17 protein-coding genes are annotated in these 14,889 nt (G+C 35.5%); 1 reads left to right on the forward strand and 16 read right to left on the reverse strand.

Annotated features, from left to right (window positions below):
• Nucleotides 1-837: a hypothetical protein gene (locus BLQ66_RS04785; protein WP_074521189.1), complete on the forward strand. Its 837-nt coding sequence runs from the start codon at nt 1-3 to the stop codon at nt 835-837.
• Nucleotides 838-1,083: 246 nt separating this feature from the next.
• Here the strand turns inward: BLQ66_RS04785 and pgeF are convergent, their stop codons facing one another.
• The 16 genes from pgeF to BLQ66_RS04865 all read right to left on the reverse strand — a co-directional run bounded on the left by pgeF (nt 1,084) and on the right by BLQ66_RS04865 (nt 14,847).
• Nucleotides 1,084-2,079, reverse strand: a complete 996-nt coding sequence (gene pgeF / locus BLQ66_RS04790) for a peptidoglycan editing factor PgeF (RefSeq protein WP_083330271.1) — start codon at nt 2,077-2,079, stop codon at nt 1,084-1,086.
• Between the two features lie 5 nt (nt 2,080-2,084).
• Nucleotides 2,085-2,426, reverse strand: coding sequence for a YraN family protein (locus BLQ66_RS04795; RefSeq protein ID WP_027430735.1), 342 nt, complete (start codon nt 2,424-2,426; stop codon nt 2,085-2,087).
• Nucleotides 2,427-2,438: 12 nt separating this feature from the next.
• A complete protein-coding gene (locus BLQ66_RS04800; RefSeq protein ID WP_027430734.1) occupies nt 2,439-2,783 on the reverse strand; it encodes an EscU/YscU/HrcU family type III secretion system export apparatus switch protein in 345 nt (114 codons plus the stop codon).
• Between the two features lie 42 nt (nt 2,784-2,825).
• Nucleotides 2,826-4,523, reverse strand: a complete 1,698-nt coding sequence (fliK, locus tag BLQ66_RS04805) for a flagellar hook-length control protein FliK (RefSeq protein ID WP_074521190.1) — start codon at nt 4,521-4,523, stop codon at nt 2,826-2,828.
• Between the two features lie 100 nt (nt 4,524-4,623).
• Nucleotides 4,624-5,283, reverse strand: a complete 660-nt coding sequence (locus tag BLQ66_RS04810) for a ribonuclease HII (protein ID WP_074521191.1) — start codon at nt 5,281-5,283, stop codon at nt 4,624-4,626.
• 42 nt (nt 5,284-5,325) lie between these two features.
• Nucleotides 5,326-6,255, reverse strand: coding sequence for a ribosome biogenesis GTPase YlqF (gene ylqF, locus BLQ66_RS04815; protein WP_074521359.1), 930 nt, complete (start codon nt 6,253-6,255; stop codon nt 5,326-5,328).
• 168 nt (nt 6,256-6,423) lie between these two features.
• The gene (gene lepB, locus BLQ66_RS04820) at nt 6,424-6,984 is read right to left on the reverse strand and encodes a signal peptidase I (protein ID WP_074521192.1); all 561 of its coding nucleotides are present in this window, start codon (nt 6,982-6,984) and stop codon (nt 6,424-6,426) included.
• Between the two features lie 122 nt (nt 6,985-7,106).
• Nucleotides 7,107-7,457 carry a 50S ribosomal protein L19 gene (gene rplS, locus BLQ66_RS04825; RefSeq protein ID WP_034245423.1) on the reverse strand — a complete coding sequence of 117 codons (351 nt, stop codon included), beginning with the start codon at nt 7,455-7,457 and terminating at the stop codon, nt 7,107-7,109.
• A 111-nt stretch (nt 7,458-7,568) separates the two neighbouring features.
• On the reverse strand, nt 7,569-8,093 hold the full coding sequence (gene rimM / locus BLQ66_RS04830; RefSeq protein ID WP_027430728.1) for a ribosome maturation factor RimM: 525 nt from the start codon (nt 8,091-8,093) through the stop codon (nt 7,569-7,571).
• A gap of 37 nt (nt 8,094-8,130) precedes the next feature.
• Nucleotides 8,131-9,864: an ATP-binding protein gene (locus tag BLQ66_RS04835; protein WP_074521193.1), complete on the reverse strand. Its 1,734-nt coding sequence runs from the start codon at nt 9,862-9,864 to the stop codon at nt 8,131-8,133.
• Nucleotides 9,851-10,978 (reverse strand): metallophosphoesterase family protein, encoded by a 1,128-nt coding sequence (locus BLQ66_RS04840; RefSeq protein ID WP_074521194.1) that lies wholly within the window; start codon nt 10,976-10,978, stop codon nt 9,851-9,853. Before BLQ66_RS04840 ends, BLQ66_RS04835 begins: the two co-directional genes overlap by 14 nt.
• Before the next feature lie 150 nt (nt 10,979-11,128).
• Nucleotides 11,129-11,359: a KH domain-containing protein gene (locus tag BLQ66_RS04845; RefSeq protein WP_027430725.1), complete on the reverse strand. Its 231-nt coding sequence runs from the start codon at nt 11,357-11,359 to the stop codon at nt 11,129-11,131.
• A gap of 25 nt (nt 11,360-11,384) precedes the next feature.
• Nucleotides 11,385-11,627, reverse strand: a complete 243-nt coding sequence (rpsP, locus tag BLQ66_RS04850; protein WP_027430724.1) for a 30S ribosomal protein S16 — start codon at nt 11,625-11,627, stop codon at nt 11,385-11,387.
• A 37-nt stretch (nt 11,628-11,664) separates the two neighbouring features.
• Nucleotides 11,665-13,017: a signal recognition particle protein gene (gene ffh / locus BLQ66_RS04855; RefSeq protein ID WP_074521195.1), complete on the reverse strand. Its 1,353-nt coding sequence runs from the start codon at nt 13,015-13,017 to the stop codon at nt 11,665-11,667.
• Nucleotides 13,018-13,026: 9 nt separating this feature from the next.
• Nucleotides 13,027-13,371, reverse strand: a complete 345-nt coding sequence (ylxM, locus tag BLQ66_RS04860; RefSeq protein WP_027430722.1) for a YlxM family DNA-binding protein — start codon at nt 13,369-13,371, stop codon at nt 13,027-13,029.
• A 96-nt stretch (nt 13,372-13,467) separates the two neighbouring features.
• Nucleotides 13,468-14,847: an AI-2E family transporter gene (locus BLQ66_RS04865; RefSeq protein ID WP_074521196.1), complete on the reverse strand. Its 1,380-nt coding sequence runs from the start codon at nt 14,845-14,847 to the stop codon at nt 13,468-13,470.
• Nucleotides 14,848-14,889: the final 42 nt, after the last annotated feature.

The raw sequence follows: 14,889 nt of genomic DNA on the forward strand, positions 1-14,889 counted from the left end.
ATGAAGTTTAACAAAATAAAAAGAAGAGTTTTATCATGTTTAATGGTTGGAATTTTTACGGTGTCCTTCTTAAATTTTAACAAAGTTACAAGCTTTGCTGATACAGACACGAAGAGCCTACAATTTTCCGCCATCAATTTAAAGATAGAAGTTCCAAGTGAGCTGATTTGCTTTACGCAGTCTACTACTAATAACAATTCCTATCTAGAATTAATTGGTGCCTCAGACGCCTCAGAAGTTCAGACTTCTATGATAGCCAATAATTGTTACTTAGAAGCTGTAGATGCAGATATGACCTATGAACTTGCAATTACTGGTGTTAAGGCAAATGAGTCTCTATCCGATTTTAACACTTTATCCGAAAGTGATTTAAATAGTCTATTTGATTCCTACATTGAATCAGAATCCAATTTAGAGACAGAATATAAGGAAGAAGAAATTTTAGATAGCGGCATAGAATACTTTAATGATCAGCCCTATTTTATGACATATAACATTTCAACTACTACTGAAGGTGTGGTTGTTTACGCAACAAAGTATTATACAGTAGCTAATGGCTACATTTACAATTTTGCAATCCAGACAAATACAGATTCTGTAACAGATGAGATGCTTGCTAATATGGCAGTTGTTTTAAACTCCGCTAAGTATACAGAAGTTAAATCTTCGATTTTAGAAAATGGAGTCGTTTCCGAAACTTTATCAGTAATCATTACTGCTGCCATTCCCGTAGCAATTTTGGCATTGCTTGTTTACTTTATAAGAGTTGGGAATAAGAAGAAACAGAATAAGTTGATAAAGGAAGAGCTAGAGATTAAGAAGCGTAGGGGGTTGTAGAGTCGAGAGTGTAGAAAAGTCGCGAGGTTTTGTGACGGACGTACATTGCAGCAAAGACACTAACTTCTCAAAGACACGCTTGCGCTAAGCTAATTACCTAGCGGATACTAAAAAAAGCCCGGGATTTTACAATCCTGGGCTTTTTAAGTACCGAGGTAATTAGAATTGTCTTTTCGAAGTTGTGTCTTTGCTTCCATTTACTTTGTCGCAAAACTCGCGCGAGTTTCACCGCGCTTGGAGATAGGTTTATTGTTTTATGTATATGAAGTTGCATAGTAACCCACGTTTACCCTGACTTCCTCTATGGGAGAAGAGTAAATCTTTATTACAGCAGGTGCATATATTAGTTACGTTTATGTTTTCTGGCTTTATGCCGGCGTTTAGCATGTTGTAGTAATTGGCTATGTGAAGGTTTAGTTGGTAGTGGCCATTTTTCTTATCAAGGAGGATGTGCTTTTGTTCTTCACTTGAATAGGCTTTTTTAAACTCTTCTGCCACATCTTCACTGATTTCATAACAATCCATGCAAATTGATGGGCCAATAAAGCTTACTAAGTCTTCTGGTTTTGTTCCAAACTTTTGTCCCATTTGTTCAACTACGTTTCTTGTAATATTTCCTACTGTACCCCTCCAACCAGAGTGGGCAGAGCCTATTACATGTCTTTTTTTATCAACGAAGATTACAGGAACACAATCTGCAAAGGAAGTTACAAGACATAGATTTTTCTTATCAGTAATAAGCCCATCGATATTGTCATAGTTACGTTCTTTTGTAACTCCCATGCCTGCATTTGACTCATCTACATATAAAACATTAGTTGTGTGAGTTTGTTTTGAATAGACTAGTCTGTCTGGGCTAATGTTAATGGCCTTAGAAAAAATTCTAAAATTTTCTAAAACATTTTCTCTACTATCTCCTCTATCATAGCAAAAGCTCATGCTTTCAGAGTAGCCAGTACTTACCCCACCAAGTCTAGTAGAAAAGGCACACTCAATAAAGTCTAAATCCTTAAAGGGCTTAAATCTAATAATACCAACCTTGTGATCTTTGTTAGATTTCGTAAAAGTTCCTGTCGTATTGGCAGTAGCCCCCTTAGAGTTTTCCTGAGTTTTGGCAGCAGATTCTAGATTAAAAGCCTCATTGGCTGCCACCTTGACTTCCTCAAATTCTGTGGAATCAATACAAGAGCCCACCTTTAGTCCGTCAAAAAAATCCTTGTTATTAATTAATTTAAATTCCATATTTTTTAAAAGCCATTCTCTATGTGTGTTATTTTGTCCTTATCAATTCCAATTACATCAAAACTTATGGGGATTTCCAAACTGTGATAGTTTGTTAAAAGATAGTAGCGAGCTACCTGCCTTATGACTTGTTGCTTGCGTTTATTTACCGCCTCAATAGAATTTCCGTAGCGGCTATTAGATCTATATTTAACCTCGATAAAAATTATTCTATTATTTTTTTTAGCAATTAAATCTATTTCCCCTAATTTACATCTGTAATTCCTCTTAATAATTTTATACCCCTTGTCCGTTAGGTATTTGAGGGCTAAATACTCATTCTCCTGCCCTAGTTGTCTTTTGTTCATGGCTTAACCTTTCTATTTATTTTTTAATTTTCCTCTTATTCTATCACAGTCATCCACAAATACAAGTATTTCTGCAACAACTGTATATAATTCAGGAGGTATCATATCCCCTATATCTAGCTTAGATAGGGTATTTGCAAGGCCCGTGTCCTCATAGGTTGGCACGTTTACCTCCTTGGCCTTTTCAATAATGGTTTCTGCAAGATGCCCCTTACCACTAGCAATGATTTTTGGCGCATCTTCCCCAGGGACGTATTCAAGAGCAACTGCAATTTTTTGCTTATTGTCCCCGTCCTTATTCTTACTGCTGTCTTTATTTACATTTTCCTTATTAAAATGAAACTTATTCTCCGCCATAATTTTACCCCCGTAAAATTAGTAAATCCAAAAGTGTTATAGCTAGGCCTTGGTATCAAATATATAGGTCTCAATTGGACTAGTCTTATTTAAATCGCGCTCAATAAAATCTCTTACAAAGTCGAAACTCTTTGCCGCCTCGTCATTGGTCTTCATTTCAAAATGTGTATCGTAACCAAGCTCTGATAGCCTCTTTTCAAGCTTATCAATATGCTCATAGATAAAATCTAGCATCTCATCGGACTCTAGAACAAAGTTGGTACTTAGATTAGTCTTATTAGTTAGCTTTACGTAAATGTCTAGAGGCCCTAAGTTTTCCATGTCTAGATGCAGCATAGCGCTAATATTATCTGGGTCGTATTTTAAATTTTTCTTATTACTAAAAACGTAGAGCTCCCCGTTTCCCTCGCTATCACTAAACTTAATTGGCATCTGCATAAACATAAGATTTCTATTAAGCTCGTTCATAAAGTTAATGTTATTCTTTAGATTGTCTACGTTTTTCTCGGTCTGTGGGCTAATATTTAGGTTCTTTAAATCCTTAGATAGCTCGTCCACATTTTTCTTTAATTTATTGTAAAATTCATTAATAGCGTCCTCAGACTCCCCTACTTCCTTAGGGCTAAGCTTCATGGTCTCATTAATTAATTCATGGAAAAGACTCTTAAAGTCTTTGTCGCCAATAAGCTTTGCAAGATTTTCGTTTGATAATGCATTTTCAGAATTAAAAAGCTTAGTAAACAGGTCTCTTGTAGTAATTGAGCCCTCTTTAATCTGGCTTGCTAACTCCTTATCGCTTACGAGGCTCGCTAGATTATTTAAACTTTCTTTTGATAAAAATGTATCTAGTGTATTATCCTTTGAATCTGCTACACCATTGTATAGATTATTTATAGTTGATTTGAGAATATCTCGGGCGTTAGCTAGATTATCATTTTGTAAATTTTGGACATTCTCTCCTAAGGCTGAGGCATTAGCCTCATTAGGATTTCCCACTAGATTGCTAGGATTATTTCCTTGCGCATCGCCCTTAGTGGCAAGATTTCCTGCCTGATCCTTATTATTTATAAGCCCTTCTAAGTCTTTGAAAAAATCTGACTCTAGTGTATTTAGGCTTTGTTCTATCTTTGCGTCGAATTGCTTATAGGCTTCAAATTGTCCGATATTTTCTTTATTAATTGGAATATTTAGTCTTGTTAGATTAGCTAGGCTGTTTAAATTAGCCTCTGGGAATTTTGCCATTTGACGAGCCAAGTTAGTGATGGTTTCTTTATTAATTGGCATATTTAGGGATAAAAGCTCTTTTACAATGTTTATATTCTTCTCGTTCACAGGAAGATTTGCAGCCTCAAGAGCTCTGTTAATTACAGTGTTTGCCTGACCGTTAGAATCAAGCGGTCTTATATGAACCTTGCCATTTTGATTATCTTCAACCATAAAGGTTAGGTTCTCTCCTTTAGAGATATTAACACCTTTTGAGAGACTGGCGTTTATCTTTACATTTTGATTAAGGAGAATTTCAACGCTGCCTTCAGATACATTGGTTACAAGCCCTGAAAATGTATCTCCAGCTAGCATATTTTTAAGCACAGTTATAGCGTTCTCAGAATTATTGCTATTAACAACATTCTTTAAAAGGTTGGCAGACTCCCTAAGAGAAGTGCTTGAAACCTCTCCTTCGGGATTCTGATTAGTATTTATATTTTGGTTATTAAATAGCTTTGAAAGATTAATCTCCATAATTCCCCCACTATACTAATTATTAGTTTCTAGTAACGGTAAATCTTTTGCCAACTTTATAGCTTGCTTAACTAACTTAAAAATTTAATTTCAAATCAATTTAATCCACAAAATTCTTTATGAAAGTTCTTCTGTGAATTTCACATGGGCCAAGCTTTCTTAGGGCATCTGTGTGTTCCTTTGTGCCATAACCCATATTTTTTGCAAAGCCGTAGCCTGGATATTTCTTGTCGTATTCTTCCATCATTCTATCTCTTGTAACCTTAGCAATGATACTTGCACAGGCAATGGTAAAGCTTTTAGCGTCACCCTTAATGATTGGAACCTGAGGAATATCTATCTCAGGAATATTAACTGCATCGTTTAATAATATATCGGGTTTTACTTCTAAATTGTTAATAGCTTTACGCATAGCTTCATAAGTTGCCTGTAAAATGTTAATCTCATCAATTCTCTTCTCATCATTGACACCAATGGAAACGGCAATTGCCTTCTCCATAATTATATCATATAACATTTCACGTCTTTTTTTAGTAACCTTTTTAGAATCATTTACATAAGGGATTCTTACATCCTTTGGCATAATGATGCAGCAAGTAACCACAGGACCTGCAAGAGGGCCACGGCCTACTTCATCGATACCTGCGATATACTCACAATCAGGATGCTGCTTTTCATATTCAAACATGGCCTCAACTCTGGCCATTTCTTCTTCCATTTTTTTCTTCTTTTTTAATTCGCGTTCTTCTTTTAATGTCATATAATGCTCCATTTTCCTAAACTTTAGTTAAGCTTAGATAAATTAAGGTCTTTCAAGAGAAACGAGACCAAGTCTAGCACTTCTAAAGTCATCTAAAATAATATTAGATACCTTTTCAAAATCAGCTTGTGCCCCCTTCTTTATACAACCTCTCTTTAAGGCAATAACTTCCATAATTGCAAGGCTAGTTGCAGTTTCTTCATTAATTGCCATTTCATAATTTGCCTTAGCCTCTTCAATCTCGCTATCTTCAAGCTCATAGCGCTTCTTTAGGTTATTGGCATAATACTTATTTAAGTACTTAATAACCTCAAGGGCTAAGTCATCCTTATTTAAAATGTTGTCGTTAATTGAACCTATCATGGCAAGTCTAAGTCCTGTTGTCTGGTCTTCAAACTTAGGCCAGAGAATACCAGGAGTATCAAGAAGCTCGATATTACCCTTGATCTTAATCCACTGCTTACCCTTTGTTACACCAGGCTTGTTACCAGTTTTAGCTGAAGCCTTACCGGAGTAGGCATTGATAAATGTAGACTTACCCACATTAGGAATACCAACAATCATGGCTCTAATAGGTCTACCAACAATACCCTTTGCTTTGTCCTTTTCAATCTTCTCACTACAAGATTCAAGGATAATCTCGTTTAATTCCTTAAAGCCGTTATTCTTTCTTGAATCCATCTTTAGGCAGTAAAAGCCCTTTTCCTTAAAATAGCTAATCCAAGCATTAGTTAGCTTATCATCAGCTAAATCTGCCTTATTTAGAATAACGATTCTTGCTTTATTATTAGCTAATTCATCAATATCAGGATTTCTTGAACTGTTTGGTACTCTTGCATCAACGATTTCAATTACAAGGTCGATAAGCTTAATATCTTCCTGCATCTGACGCTTTGCCTTAGTCATATGACCTGGATACCAGTTAAAAGTTGCAAGCTTGTTATTATCTCCTGCTGCTTCCTTAGCTTCCATTTTCTTCTTCTTTTCAAGTTTACGTTCTTGAATTTTTCTATCGTGTTCCTTTTTATCAAAAGTCTTGCTAGCCTTTCTGGCAGCTCTTCCCTTAGAAGCTGACTTTCCAAAATTTTTCTTAATTTCTTTACTCATATAGAATCACCTTTCAATGATAGTTATGATTGATTATGATACAAATTTAATACGTTTAACAGGGCTTAAAATGAACCAAACCTTGCCAACTATATTGTCTTCCTTTACTGTTCCTATAGATGAGAAACGACTGTCTTCACTATTGTTTCTATTATCACCTAGAACAAAATATTCATCCTTGTCCAGGGTAATGCTTGTGCTTGCAAGACCTGCAGTTAAAATCTCTGTATCCACCACATCGTCTTCTAACTCTTCACCATTAATATAGACCTTGCCGTCTTTAATAAGCACTGTCTCTCCTGGAAGACCAATTACTCTTTTAATATAAATCTTAGATGAGTTAACACCATCTACGCTAAAAGCAATAACGTCGTATCTTTTAGGGTTAGCTAAAGAATAGGCATAACGGTTAACTAAAACTGTATCTCCATCCTTTAAAATAGAGTTCATGGAGTTACCCACATTAGTATCTCTATAGGCTATAAAGCTCACTAAAACGTAAGCTGCCACAATCACCATTATTACATCAACAATATATTTACACACGAATAGCAATTGCTTGTTTTCGTGGTATCTTCTTCTAAATGCTACCATATCACCATATTCTCTCCCAACTTTATTAATTTACAAACAAACTAGATTATATCAAAAAAATGTAGAAAAAAAAAGCCCACAACATAAGTTGCGGGCTTTATAGATCCACTAACGTAAATTAATTATCTAACTAATTCCTTAACCTTAGCAGCCTTACCTGTTCTCTGTCTTAAGTAATAAAGCTTAGCACGTCTAGCCTTACCACGTCTAGTAACTTCTACCTTCTCTACGATAGGTGAATGAAGTGGCCATGTCTTCTCAACGCCAACTCCGTTAGAAATCTTTCTTACAGTGAAAGTAGCACGTACGCCTGTACCCTGCTTCTTAATTACTGTACCTTCGAAAACCTGAATTCTTTCACGGTTTCCTTCTTTAATCTTAGCTGATACCTTAACTGTATCACCTGTTCTGAACTCAGGTGCCTGAGCCTTAAGCTGTGCATCTTCGATGCTCTTAATAATACTATTAGCCATGTGTGACCTCCTATTAATCTGGATGTTCTTAATACAGGAATTGTAACAGAGGACCATCTCGTTATCTCACAACTTTATTAATTTATCATAAATCCTCGCTTTATGCAAGCTTTATTTTTTATTTAAATCCAATAAGCCATCAAGTAGGTGAACAGTGATTGTGCCAGCCTCTAGGTCATGGCCTAAAATGCACTGATCTATAACAGGAATAAGGATTTCATCCCCATCCTCATCTTCTACAATATAGACATTGTTGGCAGCAGTCTCAAGGACATCCTTTAACTTACCAATCTTTTGGCCTTCATCTGTAATAACCTCAAGGCCTACTAAATCGCAGATAAAATATTCTCCTTCTTCGAGCTTAACTGCATTTTCTCTAGTAACCATTAAATCGCACTTAGTATAGATTTCAATATCGTTGATATTAGAAAATTCCTTGAATTTAACTATAACATACTGCTTAAAAAACTTCACAGATTCCACTGTAACATTAATATTCTCTCTTTTTGCAGCAATGATGCATTCCTTTAAATCTTTAAATCTTTGTGGATCATCTGTTGTAGGAAAAACCTTAACTTCACCACGAATTCCATGAGTAGATGTAATAACACCGACTCTTAATAAATCATTCTTCATAGTCTACTCCAATCTAAAATCGTATTCGTATTATAAACTAGGTCCTACTTATTGAGCAAGTAAAATAAATAATCTGATAATCCTTTGAGATGATATTTAGCGTATTAAGGCAAGGAGCTAGTGTGTTATCATCCACATTTACAAAAGGGTCATCCAGGATAATAAAAGGTTTTTCCTTAGTAAAGGCGCTCTCAATAAAGGCAAGACGAAGGGCAAGGCCAATTACGTCTCTAAAGGCCTTACTTAGCATTCTCACATCCCTTAAATCTCCGGCATCCTTAATTCTTAATTCATTATTTATATTTAAAATGTAGTCATCCGTCTCATCAAGCATATAGCCAAGGAACTTATCAAAGCTCTTTTTTACTGGCTTATTGTAGCGCTTAGCAAAATTTTCCTTAGCCAAGCTTAGATAATCTCTAGCTTTTAGAGTATATTCATACTTTTCCTTAAGCTCGCTTATCTCTTCCTTGATTTCTGTTAGTCTAGTAATATTTTCTTCCTGCTTTAAAATCTCCTTTGTAAGCTCCTCAATCTCGCGATTTAGGCGGTAGAGCTCACCTGTGTGCTCATCAATTTTTTTATCATTAAGCTTCATCTTCTCAATTAAAGCCTGATACTTGCTTGAAGAGCTGTTAAACTCGGCATCCTCAGCGGATTTAAAAGGTTCGTAGGTCTTAGCTTCTTCCCTTTTCTTAGAAGCATTTTCCTTATCCTCTTCTTTTTCCTCCTCATCTTCCGTATCATCGGCCCTTTTAAAGAAGGTCCTAGACACATAGAAAATCACAATGATAATTCCAATAAAGGTCAGTGGATAAGCGTATCCGTGGTATCTATTATTATTTTGTAAAAATACACCTAGTACCGTTAGGAAAAAGCCAAAGAAAAGTATAAAAAGTCCGATAACATCAGTCTTTTCATTGATGGCAAGCTTATTAAAGTTAAAAATGTCCTTCTTTAACTTTTCTGCTCGCTCATCTTTTGGCGCCTCTTCCTTTTTCTCCTCTTTCTTTTCCTCGCCCTTATTTGATAGTTCCTCAAAGATTAGCCCCTGTAGCTCTGACTTAGCCCTTCTTTCCTTATTTAGAAAATGTTCCAAAGACTTAGCTCTTTCAACTAACTTAGAAACTCGTGTTTTATTAGCGTCAAAAGATAGATTTTCAAATTCAAGATTATCAAGCTGTCTAGATAGCTTGTAGAGTCTGCCAGTCTTTCTATCAGGGCTTAAACTATTAATAAGGCCGTTAATGGTGCCAAGGGCGTCGTCGTAGTTATTAATATCAAGTTCTTCTAGGCTTACATTGCCAAGCAAGCTCTCAATATCCCTTGTAGACTTGGTTTCTAGCTCGTCCTGTCCCACAAAGATGGTATTTTTAAAGGATTCGTGATTAATCTTAAAGATTTCCTCCCCAATGTTTTTACTAAAGTCTGTAGTCTCAAGTAAAGTGTGGGCGTCCCTTATGGAAAATGTATCTTCCTTTTCTCTATCAAAAAAGACACGGTTAATTATATATTCCTTGTTATTAACGCTAAAGCTTAGGCTGCCGCCATAAACTCCGCCTTTCCAAGGTTTAAATCTCTTTCTTTCATTTTCATATTCATCCTTTTTTAGAGGGTTTGCAAAACCGTAAAACATGACACGAATAAAGGCTGCAAGTGTTGTCTTTCCCCAGCCGTTGTCCTCTAGGATGATATTTTTAGTTTTGTTAAAATTGTAATCAAAATTTGACAGCTTACCAAAATTCTCAATATGACAGCTAATTAATCTCATAGTCCTGCTTTCCTAAATCGTTAGTTAACGCTTTAATTCCAATATTAATTATTTGCATCTTGTCCTTATTTGAAAGTTCCTTATCTGTAGCAATAAGCCTTACAAATTCACCTTTCAAGGACTCTTCATGGGCGTAGTCGCTAATATTTAGCTTAAATCGGCTGTCGTTTACGATTTTAACGTAGAAGAAGTCGTTTTCAAAATGGCGCTTGATTACATTTTCATTAATATCAGCCTCCACAAGGACTTCTCCCACAAGGACTAGCTTAATAAGAGAGCTTTCAGGGATATTGGCTTCATTAATAGCTTCTGTTGCAAGCTCAATAACATCAAGGCTTGTATATGCATCTGTAATGTCCACCCAAACCTCCTCAAGGGTTCTTTTAGCAAAGGGAATAAATTCGTGAGTAAAGCTGTGATTTTCCTCATCAATATTTAGTAAAATAAATCCCTTCTCCCCAAGCTCATCAAAGCCGCGGCCCTCTAGCGCTCCAGAATAGGCATAAATGCCCCTAGAATCGATTTCTCCAACGCTTTCTTTATGAATATGGCCAAGGGCTAAATAGTCGATATTCTTCCCTACAAGGCCATTTAAAGGAATGTTTATGTCATCCTTTTTAGATTCGTAGCCAGTTAGCTGGCCATGTAGGCAGACTATGTTAAAGTCAGAAGCTTCAAGCTCAAGGTCCTCTAAGTCTAGATTAGAATCTCTGCTAGTTAGCTCTTTTCCTGAAATTGTTATATCATAATAATCCGAAGAAAATGCTGTATAGGTCTGCCATTCATTATTAAATAAATGCAAATTCTCCGGTAAGTTTCTTAGTTGATCAAGGGAATTAAACTCGTCATGATTTCCCTTTAAGTAGTAAAAATCTATATCTTTTAATCTAGTAATTCCATCAAGAACAATATTCTTTGTGGTCTTACTAACGATTGGCTTATCAAATAAATCCCCAGCGATAATAACAGCATCTACAAGATTCTCATCGGCATAGCGAAGTAATCTTTCGAAGCTATTTATCAGTTCTAGTTTTCTTTCCTTAGTCTGTCCTGCATTAAAATTAGATGTTAAGGACGAATCTAGGTGCAAATCTGCACAATGTATAATTTTCAATGTATTCCTCCCAATGTCTTTTAGTTTCTTAAAAAACATAAATATTGTAATAAACTTTGAAGCACATGTAAAGTGAGCCAAGTAAACTAAGCTACAAAAAAAGAGAGAAACTAAGCTAAACTTAATCTCTCTCAAATAGTTCTCCATTAACTAGTTGTCAATTTCGACTATAACCTTTTTGTCGGTTTTCTGTGCAGCAGCTGAAACAACTGCTCTAATAGACTTTGCAATTCTACCTGATTTACCGATTACTTTACCCATATCAGAAGAAGCAACCTTTAAATCAATTACAATTGCCTTGTCCTTCTCAGTTTCAGTTACTACAACTTCATCGGGATTATCAACTAGCGCTTTAGCGATAATTTCTACTAATTCTTTCATAGACCACACCTCCACTACTAGTCAATTACTTTTCGATACCAGCAGCCTTGAAAAGCTTGCTAACTACCTCAGTTGGCTGAGCACCGTTAGCTAACCACTTCTTAGCAGCTTCTGCATCGATGTTAATCTTAGCTGGTTCATAATTAGGATCATAAGTACCAATCTGATCAATGAATCTACCGTTTCTTGGAGATCTTGAATCTGCTACGATTACTCTATAGAAAGGAGACTTCTTCTCACCTAATCTCTTTAATCTAATCTTTACCATGTTAAATTTCACCTCCTAAATTATTTGCTGATATATGTTAAAAAGGTAATCTGAATCGACCCTTTTTACCACCTTTCATCATTCCAGGCATCTGCTTCATCATCTTCTTCATCTGCTCAAACTGCTTAACAAGACGATTGACTTCTGCAATATCAACACCTGCACCTCTTGCAATTCTATTCTTTCTTGATGGATTAAGAATATCTGGATGAGATCTTTCTTTCTCTGTCATAGATTGAATAATTGCTCTTGTCTTTTTTAAATTAGCTTCTGCTTCATTCTCATCGATTGAAACATCTTTCATTTTGTTGCCAAGTCCCATACCCGGTAACATACCAAGTATTGAACAGATACCACCCATGTTACTAATCTGATCCATGGAATCAAGGAAATCGTTAAAGTCAAACTCTGCTTTCTTTAACTTGTTCTCCATCTCTTTGGCCTTAGTGGCATCTATCTGAGCTTCTGCCTTCTCAATAAGAGTAAGGACATCGCCCATACCAAGGATTCGGCTTGCCATTCTATCTGGATAAAACTGTTCAAGGTCAGATAACTTCTCACCCATACCAACATAGAGAATTGGCTTACCAGTTACTGCCTTAATTGAAAGTGCAGCACCACCTCTTGTATCACCGTCAAGCTTTGTTAAGATAACTCCGTCAATGCCAATCTTCTCATCAAAGGAAGCAGAAACATTAACTGCATCCTGACCTGTCATGGAATCCACAACTAAGATTGTCTGATCAACTTCTACGTTCTTCTTAATTTCAATAAGCTCGTTCATCATGTCTTCATCAACATGAAGTCTACCGGCTGTATCTAAAATAACAACATTAAAGTTATTATCCTTAGCATGATTAATAGCAGCTTTGGCAATATCAATTGGGCTGTTATTAGTTCCCATTGAGAAAACTTCAACCTCTTGCTTCTTACCATTTATCTGTAACTGCTCAACAGCTGCAGGTCTATAAACATCACAGGCAACTAGTAAAGGTTTCTTACCCTTAGCTTTAAACTTTCCAGCTAACTTAGCTGTTGTAGTTGTTTTACCAGCACCCTGAAGACCGACCATCATAATTACGGTAATTTCATTACCGGACTTTAGCTTTATCTCAGTAGTTTCAGATCCCATTAAGTTAACCATTTCTTCGTTAACTATCTTAATGACCATCTGTCCAGGAGTTAAACTTGTTAAAACGTCCTGACCTACTGCTCTCTCCTCTACTGACTTAACAAAGTTTTTTACAACCTTGAAGTTTACATCAGCTTCAAGTAAAGCCATCTTAACTTCTTTAAGGGCTGCCTTAACATCACTTTCTGTTAATCGTCCCTTACTTCGAAGGTTCTTAAATACATTCTGTAGTTTATCTGAAAGACTATCAAATGCCATGTAACACCTCTAAAATTCATCTAGTATTTCTTTAGATATCTTCTTGATATCTAGTATTAAATTCTCATCATTATTTTCTAGATAAGAATCAGCTAAAGAATCTATTCTTGCAACCTTTGTCTTAGTTTCTTGAAACTTCTCAATAAGGTGAAGCTTAGATTCATAATTGGCCAATGTCTTATTGACACGCTTAATTAAATCAAAAACTCCCTGTCTAGAGATTCCATATTCATCAGCAATTTCACTAAATGATAAATCGTTAAATATTGCATCTTCATAGACTTTTCTTTGATGTTCATTTAGTAACTCTCCATAAAAGTCATATAGAAGAGCCTGCTCAACAATCTTCTCCATAATTCCTTACCTTTATGTAAATTTAGCTTGTTTCAATTAAACCTTGAATAGAATATCATATAGCATTTTTAATGTCAAGTAAAAAAACTTGACAGACTAATTTTTTAGCTTTTTATTTTCTTTAATTTCTTCCTTTAGCTTATTGTGCTCTTCTTTTTCAGCAGCTTTCTCTTCCTTTTGCTTTGCCTGCTCTTCCTTGATTCTTTCATAAGCGGCCTTCATCTTCTCGCTAAACTTTTCTGTCTCCTTGGTTGGATATTCATTTTCATAATCCACTGCCATCTTAAATTGGCCATTCCTTAATAAGCCCTTAAAGATAGCCTTCTTTATGAAGTGGTAGATTACTGCAAATATAGGCACACCTATTAACATTCCAAAGAAGCCCCAGATGTGACCAAACAAGAGAATTGCAAATAATACCCAAAAGCCTGAGATACCAGTGCTATTTCCAAGGATTCTAGGACCTATAATATTTCCATCTACCTGCTGTAGGATAAAGTTAAATATAAGGAAATATAGTGCCTGTCCTGGATTTACAATTAAGCAAAGAATTATGCCAATTGCCCAAGCCACGTACCAGCCAAAGAATGGAATAACATTAAAGATACCTACAATTACAGCTATCATGACTTCATTCATAGTCTCAACATTTGGATTTAAGAGCTTATAGAACAAAAGCATGAAATAACAGATTATAGCAATAACAATGGCGTCTAGTAACTTACCTGTAATAAAGCCTGAGAAAACCTTATCGATATATTCAAATTCATCCATAATAGATTCGGCTTCCTTTTCCTTGAAAATGCTATAAACTATCATCTTTCCTTGCTTTGCTAGCTTCTTTCTCATAAAGAGAAGGTAAATTGCTACAATAAAGCCAATTAACATATTAAATAAAAGAGTAAATACTCCCATAACCCCAATTGTTAGATTAGAAAGAATCTCGTTTGAATTGGCAATAAGGTTGTTGTTAATATAATTCATGGCGTAATCGTAGCTAGCATTGATTATATTTTCAGAATGCTCTCTCATAAATGGATTAGATTCCATATAATCTGTGGCTAGTTTGTAGAGCTTATCAATTGCGCCTGGAGCTAACTGCACGATTCTAATAATACTGTTAATTAAATTTGGAATGATCATAACCACCACAAAGATAATAACAAGAATTGCAATTATAATACCTGTGTAGATACTAAAAGAATTGGCAAGGGCAACTCTCTTCTCCGCTTTAACCTTTTTAAAAAGCTTAAGGTAAATTAGATTAAGGCCGTTAACCATTGGACAAATCACATAGGCAATACCTGCGCCAATTAAGAATGGCATCAAGGTTTTTATAATTCCATTAAGGTAATTACTTACATGTCCTGCCCTATCAATTAGGAAATACACAAGCATAGCAAGAATTATTGCGAGTGAAAATGCTAGAGTAAGTCCTAGATACTTTCTAACGTCAATTGGTTCCTTATTTTTCATATTATCCCCCTAATATTTAAATTTATAGCCCTAATCTAGGCT

This window comes from Lachnospira pectinoschiza, assembly GCF_900103815.1.
In the GTDB taxonomy this organism is placed as follows: domain Bacteria; phylum Bacillota; class Clostridia; order Lachnospirales; family Lachnospiraceae; genus Lachnospira; species Lachnospira pectinoschiza_B.